The 8,497-nt window shown below is 71.9% G+C and carries 6 protein-coding genes; 1 reads left to right on the top strand and 5 read right to left on the bottom strand.

The genetic code is table 11. The features are described from left to right. Positions 1-270: 270 nt before the first annotated feature. The 5 genes from DVH02_RS15150 to DVH02_RS15130 all read right to left on the bottom strand — a co-directional run bounded on the left by DVH02_RS15150 (position 271) and on the right by DVH02_RS15130 (position 6,863). Positions 271-2,031 (bottom strand): hypothetical protein, encoded by a 1,761-nt coding sequence (locus DVH02_RS15150; RefSeq protein ID WP_233518234.1) that lies wholly within the window; start codon positions 2,029-2,031, stop codon positions 271-273. A gap of 392 nt (positions 2,032-2,423) precedes the next feature. Next, entirely contained in the window at positions 2,424-3,194 is a 771-nt protein-coding gene (locus DVH02_RS15145) for a polysaccharide deacetylase family protein (RefSeq protein WP_114624347.1), read from the bottom strand. A gap of 92 nt (positions 3,195-3,286) precedes the next feature. Next, positions 3,287-4,612 (bottom strand): glycosyltransferase, encoded by a 1,326-nt coding sequence (locus tag DVH02_RS15140; RefSeq protein WP_407697625.1) that lies wholly within the window; start codon positions 4,610-4,612, stop codon positions 3,287-3,289. Positions 4,613-4,851: 239 nt separating this feature from the next. Continuing rightward, on the bottom strand, positions 4,852-5,961 hold the full coding sequence (locus DVH02_RS15135) for a GNAT family N-acetyltransferase (protein WP_233518233.1): 1,110 nt from the start codon (positions 5,959-5,961) through the stop codon (positions 4,852-4,854). Positions 5,962-6,359: 398 nt separating this feature from the next. After that, positions 6,360-6,863: a DUF6415 family natural product biosynthesis protein gene (locus DVH02_RS15130; protein ID WP_114624344.1), complete on the bottom strand. Its 504-nt coding sequence runs from the start codon at positions 6,861-6,863 to the stop codon at positions 6,360-6,362. Between the two features lie 168 nt (positions 6,864-7,031). Between DVH02_RS15130 and DVH02_RS15125 the strand changes: the two genes are divergently transcribed. Continuing rightward, positions 7,032-8,441 (top strand): hypothetical protein, encoded by a 1,410-nt coding sequence (locus DVH02_RS15125; RefSeq protein ID WP_114624343.1) that lies wholly within the window; start codon positions 7,032-7,034, stop codon positions 8,439-8,441. Positions 8,442-8,497: the final 56 nt, after the last annotated feature.

Below are 8,497 nucleotides of genomic sequence, written 5' to 3'. Positions count from 1 at the left end.
GTACTGGCGGCGGGGAACGGCTGGGCGGGGAGCGGCTCGGCGGGCAGCGGCTCGGCGGGGGGCGGCTCGGCGGCAAGCTGCTCGGCGGAGTGGGAGTCACGGACCTCGTCGCTACGTTGTCTCGGCATGGCGGCGGCCTCCTCGTACGTTCGCGTTCCTACGCGTTCCTTTGTGCTCTTTCGCGTTCCTTCGCGCTCTTCGTTCTTCTTGCTGGTTCGGGGTGCGGTGCGTGTCCTCGTACCTCATCCCTCGTACCTCATCCTTCATCCCTCATCCGGCGGACGGCGTCCCCGGCCTCTCCGGTATGTGTTCCAGGAAGATCCCCTCGGCGCTCTCCTCCACCACCCTGAAGCGCGGCGAGCGTTTCAGCGCCTCGCGCAGCCGGGTGAAACCGCCCGCCGGGAGGTACCCCTCGCCGATCGTGGCCTTGTCCTGCGACGGCGTGAGCAGGACGTACGCCGGACGCCCGGCCGGAACGCCGCCGTCGAGATAGCCCGCCGGGTCCCGCAGCATCTTCAGGTTCTCCGGGACCTCCTGCTCGGTGAAGAACCAGCGTTCGTAGCGGTCGTAGCGGTAGTACGCCCCCGGGAACGACCCGGTGGCGGCCATGATGAGCGCGCCTTCGGGCGCCCGGTCGTAGGACCGCTTCACGAAGGCGTCCTCGGCCGGGGGCGCGTACTGCATGCCCTCCTTGCCGTAGTACGAGGGCAGAAAGCCCCCCAGCAGGGCGAGCAGCGCCAGCGGCAGCGCCACCGCCGTCGTCCGGCGGGCGTAGCGGCGCACCCTGCTGGTCCCTGTGGAGGTCGGGACGAGGGCGGCGGCGGCGAAGAACGCGGTGCCGGGCAGCCCGAACAGGTAGACGCGGAAGAGCATTTCGCCGCCGTAGTCGTTCACGGCGAACAGCGGTACGGGCGCCGCCGCCGCCAGCAGCAGCGGCAGCGCGCTCCGTACCAGCCTGCGGCGCAGCAGCACCGCCGCTCCGGCGAGCCCGCCGAGTACCAGCACCATGACGATGTTGGCCGACCCCACCAACTCGGGCCCAGGACCGGTTGGTTCGCCCGCGAAGCCGGGTCTTGAGTTCTGCATGAGGTCGCCGAAGGAGTCGCGCAGGGTGCTCAGGGTGTCCAGGAAGAGGACCCGGCCCATCGTCAGATCCCAGATGAGCATGATGAATCCGGTGACGGCGAGCAGCCCGAGATTGCGGTAGCGGCGGGTCAGACACAGCGCCATCAGGGTCATACAGAGCATGACGGGGGTGAGTTGGTGCGAGGCGTTGACGGCCGCGATCAGCGGCGCGAGTATCGCCACGCACACGGCGCGCTGCCGCCACCCGGTCGGTGGGGGGACGGCGGCGGCTGCCGGATCGAGCCGGTCGCGCGAGCGCAGGGTCCCGGCCGATCCGGGCCGTACGAAGTGTCTGACGACCACGGCGAAGACGCTCAGGAACAGCAGATAGGCGAACGCCTGGGGGGCCAGATAGTCCTGGCCCACCCAATTGGCGAGCTGGAAGATCCACACGGCCGTCCAGACCAGCCGCCAGTCGTCGGTGAAGGTGCGGTAGATCAGTACGAGCACCGGCAGCGTCAGCAGGCCGAACACCACGGGCGCCCAATTGGCGTACGAGGCCGCGCCTTCCACTCCGAAGGCCCTGATCAGCGCCGCGTTGAGGGAGAAGAAGCCGGGCCACTGGTCGTACGCCGACATGCCACCCGGCAGCTCCGCGTGCGGGTGTACGGTCCCCTCGGCCAGCAGCCGCGCGATCACGGCGTCGTGTTTGGAGGCCCAGGCGTAGCGCACCGAGTCGTAGAGCAGCGCGGGCGGCGCCTTGATCGCGACCAGCAGGGCGGCGCAGTAGGTGAGCGGCCACAGGGGGGCGGTGCCCGCCCGGCGCAGGGTGCGGAGGAAACCGGCCGTGAGCACGGCCAGGGAGAGGTAGAAGGCCATCGGGAAGCGGTCGAGGAGTCCGAACTCCCCGATGTCGCGGAACCCGATCCTGGGCAGCGACCAGCTCCAGAGCGCGGCGGCGGTCAACAGCGGCAGCCAGGTGGCGAGTTCCGGAGGACGGAGCCTGGGGGCGCGTCGGCTCCCGGACCGGCTCCCGGACCGGCTCCCGTCCCGGCTCCAGGACGGGACGGCGCCGTCGAACCGGGCCTCGGGAAGGCCGTCGGGCCGGGCATCCGGCCGGGCGTCGGGCGTGGCGTCGGGCCTCGGGTCCGCTCCCGGGGTTTCCGCCGCCTCTCCCTCCCGGCCCGCGCGCTGATGCCCAGGACCAGGCCCAGAACCAGGACCAAGCCCAGAACCAGGACCAGACCCAGGTCCTATAGCGGTTCCGGCCTCGGGCCCTGTCCCGGCCCCTGTCTCGTGTACGCGTTGCCGCACGGTGCGCGCCCCCTCTGCCCGGCTCTATCCGGCTCTATCCGGCTCTATCCGGCGAACTCGGGACCGCGCACGCGGGCGCGCGCTCCCCGGTACAGCCGCCAGCCCAGCGTCGGCAGCGAGTCGGGGAACGGCGCGACCCTGCCCCGCTCGCCCTCGGCCGCCTCCCCTGCCATCCAGGACGCGACATCCGCGACGGTGTGGGTCCGGCGCACGATGAGGCGGGCGATGCGGTACGTCTCGTCCCGGTCCGAGCTGAGCGCGTGCCGTACGGCCACGGCGGAGGAGTACCCGGCGCGCGCGGCGGCCCGGCGCACGGCGCCGCTGTTGTACCCGTGCGGATAGGCGAGATGCGCGACCGCGTGGCCGAGGACGTCCTCCAGCGCGCGTTTGGAGTCGTACAGCTCACGGTGGAGCGCGGGGGCGCGCAGGGTGTCCAGTTGCGGATGCGTGACGGTGTGCGCGCCCACTTCGACCCCGTACGCGCCCAGCAGGCCCGCCTGCTTGAGCGTCATCATCGGGGCGGGCGGCAGCAGGCTGGTCAGCCCCGGGGTGATGGCGCCGGTGGTGAGGTAGGCGGTGGCGGGCAACGCGCGTGCGGCGAGTGCCTCGGCGGTCGGACCGGGGAGATCCGCGAAACCGTCGTCGAAGGTGAGGACGGTGGGCCGGGGCGGCAGCGGCGCGCGGTGGGTGAGATGCCGTACGAGGGCACTGACCGGTACGGGCGATCTGCCGCTGGCCACGACGGCATCGAGGTGGGCCGCGAAGTCCCGCGGCCTGACGGTGAACTCGGCGATCCAGGCGGGCGGGTCGTCCATGACCGCGTGGTAGAGGAGAACGGGGATGGGGCTGGACCTGGACCTGGGACCGGGGCTGGGGCTGGGGCTGGGACCGGGAACGGGGCTCTCGCTCATGCGCGGCCTCCGCGCGTCCGTAGCCGCCTGCGTGCCTTGACGTAGCCGATCGGCCCGTACAGCATCCCCCGGCGCTCCAGCCGGGAGAGCGCGCGTGGCCATGGATGGGTGTGCGCGCCGTGCGCGCCGGGCACAGCGCCGTCGGCCCCGTCCGCGCCGTACACCCTGTCCGCGCCGTCCGCGCCGTCCGCGCCTTCGGCACGGTTCGTACCGTCCGTCCGGTGGGCCGTGATCGCGCGGGCGTGGGCCAGACCGCGCGGGAGCTTGGCGAGGAGGGCCGGCAGCAGGGCGGGGTGGCGGACGACGAGCGCGGTGAGGTAGGCGGTGAGCCCGGCACCGTATCCGTACGCCTGGTCCCTGAGGTCCTGCCAGGTCTCCCGGTGGTGGTGCCAGACGAGCGCGTCCGGCGTGTACAGCAGACGGTGTCCTGCGGTCAGGACGCGTACGAAGGCGTAGAGGTCGTCACCGCCCCTGGCGGGGGTACCGGTGCCGGTGGCCGGGTCGAAGCCGCCGACGGCGCGCAGCGCGTCCGCGCGGAAGGCCATGTTCGCGCCCGAGCCGAAGCTGCCCGCCGTGAACGGAAACAGCGGCTCGTCGGCGGGGGGCCGCACCGGGTCGTACAGCCGGGGCTCGAAGCCCTTGGCGAAGCCTCCGTGGCTCTCCAGCAGGATCTGCGCGGGGGTGGTCAGCCGGGCGGGGAGGATCAGGCCCGTGACACAGCCGAGGCCGGGGTCGGCCGCGAAGGGCGCGGTGAGCGAGGTGAGCCAGCGCGGGTCGGCGACCACGTCGTCATCCGTGAAGGCGATGACTCCGTGACCGTCGGCGGCGGCGACGCCCCGGTTGTGGGCGGCGGCCAGTCCCGGCCGGGGCTCGGTGACCCGGTCGACGCGGCCCGCGTACCGCGACTCGACCAGGTCGCGGGTGGCCGTGGTGAGGGGCGCGTTGTCCACGACGAGGACGCGGAAGTCGGGATGGTCCTGCGCGAGGAGCGAGTCGAGCGCGCGGGCCAGTTGACCGGCCCGCTCGCGCGTGGCGACGACGACGGTGGTGCGGGGAGGTGTCGCGGGCGACTCCGCGTGCGCCGGTGGGACCGGGGGCGCGGGTGGTATTCGGGTGCCCCCGTCCGGGGCACGTCGCGCCGCGAAGGCGGCGGTCAGGACCTCGGGCGGGTCCGCCCCCTCCCGTACCCGCCCGAGCACGGTGGCGACGGGCCGCCCGCGTAACCGTACGAGCGCGTAGACATCGCCCTCGCCCGCGGGGAGCGGGCCGCCGGGGGCCGGGGTCAGGGAGAGCACCTGGTAGCCGTGGTGGTGACTGCCGATACCGCCGTGCCCGGGGCGGTCGGTGTGGTCGGTGCGGTCTTCGAAGGGGCCGTCGAGATCGAGATCGACCACCGTGATGGACTCCCACGACCGCCGCGTCCGCCCCGCACGGCTGTCACCCGGCCCATTTCGCGCGCTCCGCGCACTCGGCGCACTCGGCTCGCTCCGCCGCCCGTTTCGCTCTCCCCGTTCGTACGTCACGTCACCGGCTCCCCCGTTGTCGATGCGGTGCCCTGCCGTCATCTGTCCCGTAGCCCGCCCACCCGGTTCAGCGTCCGCTGCGCGTACCGGGCCAGGGCGGGTCTGTTCCGTACGAAGCTGTGCGCACGCCGTGACGGCTCCCTGCTCAGCCGGTGGAGGGCGGCCCGCGCGCCCGGCCGGACCGCGGCGCCCTCGTACACCCGCAGCCCGCCCGTCTTCAGCGCGTCCTTGTACTCCGCCGCCCCACGCCCCAGGTCGAGCAGGGCGATCCCCGCGCCCGCGGCGGCCTCGGCCATCCGCAGATGGAGGATCAGTCCGGGCGAGTACTTGGCGAACTCCGGCTCGTACGCGGGGAACCAGCACGACAGCACGGTGCGCGAGCGGAGCCCGAAGTGGGCGGCGACGGGGCGGTCGGCCACGTACAGCACGGAGAGCACGCCGGAGCACGCGGGCGTGCGGGTCGCGGCAAGCCGGCGCACGAGCGTGCTGATCCACTCCTTCGCGAAGCGGTCACGGCGGCCCGTCCTGCGGTACTGCGCGGACTTCCACTCCATGAGCGTGCGCAGGGCGGCCGGATCCCGCTCGTCGAAGACGAAGCGCACCTCGCCCGCCTGCCGGGCCAGTCGGCGTTCCTTCGCGGTCGTCGTACGGAAGAACTTGGGCGAGCGCACGCGCAGCGCCGCCTCGTACGCCTCGTACCCCTCCCCCACGTCGATGACCGGGGACTCCAGCTCCTCGGCCGCCGCCGGGACGAACAGCCCTTGGCCCGCTTCGAGGTTGTCGAACTCCCAGGCCGACAGCGCGCAGCTCTTGAGCAGTTCGCGCGCCGACAGCCCGAGCCCCGGCCGGAACACACCGCCCTGGCAGTCCGACACGCCGAACCCGATCGCCCTGCCCCGGCCCAGCGGCCCCTTCTCGTACGGGAAGAAGCCGACCGGCTCGCCGCTCCGCCCGTCGCGTACGACGGCGATCCGGGCACCCCGCCGGACCTCGCCGACCGCCGCCGTGAACTCCGGCTCCATGAAGGGGTTGGCCGGCGTCCCCGACGTGGCGCGCAACGCGCGCCACGTACCGGCCTCCGCCTCGGTCAGCTCCCCCGGTGCCACCACCCGGATGTGCGGGCGCGCGGCACTGCGTACATCGCTCAACTCGACCCCCCGGTCCCTGCCCCGCTCGACAGGACGGTACCCGTCCACATCAGTGCGGGACAGTGCCAGTCGCCCACCTGGTGACGGATCGGGAGATACCGTGAGGCGGGTGGGAGAGGTGGCGCGGATGGTGCGGATGGTGCGTCTGTTCGCCTGGCGCTTCTGGCGCTTCCGCGACTTCTGGTTCGCCTCGTGCGCCTCGTATGCCTCGTGCGCCTCGTACGGATGCCCAACCGGTCAGCCGCCCAACTGCTCGGCCGCTCGGCCGCTCAGCCGCTCAGCCGGTGAACCCCTCAGTCGGCCAGCCCGTCACAGCCGCAGTCCGACAGCCAGGGCGATCGTCAGCCCCAGGGTGCAGACCGCGAAGACGAACCACGCCTGTTGCCTCCCCTCGGGACTCATGTGCGACGCCGCCCGTCGCGCTCCCGGTCCCGGTCCCGGTCCCGGTCAGGGGATCGACGGCCTCTGTCACGGTCGCGGTCTCGGTCGCCGTCCCGCTCCCGGTCGCGCAGGTAGTCCATGAAGGTGCGGCACATACGTGCCATGGCCCGCATGTGGACCCAGTTGGCCATGGCCCCCTCGCCGGGTCCCCCGTCGGTCAGGTCGTACCAGTCCTTGAGCGCGCCCTTCGCCCGTACGGAGTGCTCGGACTCGGGGATCGTCTCCACGACGGCGACGAGCCGCGCTCCGTGGCCGATCAGCCGGACGGTCAGGTCGGCGATCTCGGCGGGCGGCGGCATCATGCGGTGCGGCGCCAGCGCCCGGTCGGCGTCGAGGCTGATGACGTCACGGTCCGGAGCCGAGGGGAAAGTCGTGGGTGGGGTGTTGGTCGGGTGGACGGCCGGCGTGGATCGCGTGGTGTGCGCGTTTTCGCCTGTGCCACCTGTTCTGTCGTCTGTCACTGTGGTCACCTTGACCCCCGTATTCGCGTTCTCTGCTGCTTTGCCGGTGTTTCTGTTTCTCTGCTGCGACATGCCTCTATGACGAGAGAACCGCGTTATCACCCTCCGCGAGTACCGTGGAGGAAGGTCTGATGATGAAAGCCATGAACGCATGGGGGAGTGGGAACCATGGCGAGTAATTCACGTACGCCCAATACCGGCCTGGCCGCCCTGTTGACACAGTCGAAGTGGTCCCGTTCGCAGTTCGCGCAGATCATCAATCGCATGGGGGCGGAGGCCGGTCTCGAACTCCACTACGACCAGTCGGCGGTCTCGCACTGGGTGGCGGGCACCGTACCGAAAGAGCAGGTCAGGCCGCTGATCGTGGAGGCGTTCGCACGGAAACTGCGTCGGCCCGTCACCCACGCGGAGGCCGGTCTGCCGGTCTCCGCACAGCACCGCGGAGCCGGATCAGGCCCGTCCGGCACCGGCGATCCGACCGACTCGACAGCCGCACAAGGGAGTTCACGCACCAACACCCTGGAAGAGCTGGTCGACATGGGGAGAGCGGACATGGACCCCTCTCGCCGCAGCCTGATCGCCGCGGGCCTGTTCTCCGCCGCCGCGGTCGTCCCGCTCTTCCCGGATCTGGCGCACGCCGCCACCCCGCCGAACGCCGCTCCGGGGAAACGGACGGTACGGATCGGAGCCGCGCAAGTACAGGCCGTACGCACGATGACGGACCGAATAGCTGACATTCTGGATGAGCTGGGCGGCGGACACGCGCGCCCGATGGCAGCCGCCTTCCTCGTGAACACGGTCATGCCGTGGCTGAAGGCCGAGGCGGCGGAACCCGTACGCAAGGACATGCTGGCCGCCGCGTCCGATCTGGTCTATCTGACCGGGTGGATGGCGATGTACGAGCGGGCGCACGGTCTCGGCCAGCGCTACTACCTCCGGGCCCTGGAGCTGGCGGGCGCCGCCGACGACCATGTCACGTACTGCCGGACGCTGCGCGGCATGTCGCTCCAGGCGTCGAACCTCGGTTACGGCAAGCGCGCGCTGGAATTCGCGGACTCAGCCGCCGAGGCGTCGCCCAAGGCCGAGCCGCGCCTGCAGGCGTTCCTCGCGGGGCAGCAGGCCCACGCGGCGGCGATGGTGGGGGACAAGCGGCAGGCCCTGGCCCGGCTCCGGCAGACGGAGGCGGCGCTGAACAGGGCGGACGACCGGCGCGAGTCCGTGGGCTCCTACGACAGGACGGGGTATCTCTTCCATGTCTCGCACGTGCTGTACGAGTTCAAGGACCTGCCGGGATCCATCTCGGCCCTCCAGCAGTCGCTGAAGGCACAGCGGAAGAACGAGCGCCAGGGGCGCGTCCACTTCCTCGCCGTACTGGCCCAGCGCCAGCTGGAATTCGGCCATCTTGAGGCGGCGTGCGAGAGCTGGTCGCAGTTCCTGGTGGACTACGAGCACGTCTCGTCGGCGCGCGGGGACGAGCACTTCGAGACGATGCAGCGGCGGCTGAAGCCGTACGAGAAGACGCGGGCGGTACGCGGTCTGCGGCCGAGGATCAGTGAGATCGCCGTGCTGAAGGCGTGAGCGCGCGTCAGCCTGGTCCGGGGGCGCGTGTCCGGGGGCGGCGGGGGGGCGTGTTT

The organism is Streptomyces corynorhini, from assembly GCF_003346515.1.
GTDB lineage: Bacteria > Actinomycetota > Actinomycetes > Streptomycetales > Streptomycetaceae > Streptomyces > Streptomyces corynorhini.
This window is presented reverse-complemented; position numbering and strand designations above follow the sequence as displayed.

Coding starts and splice junctions, on each gene's coding strand:
- DVH02_RS15145 (WP_114624347.1), bottom strand. CDS start 3,194: ATGGACGACCCGCCCGCCTGGATCGCCGAGTTCACCGTCAGGCCGCGG.
- DVH02_RS15125 (WP_114624343.1), top strand. CDS start 7,032: ATGGCGAGTAATTCACGTACGCCCAATACCGGCCTGGCCGCCCTGTTG.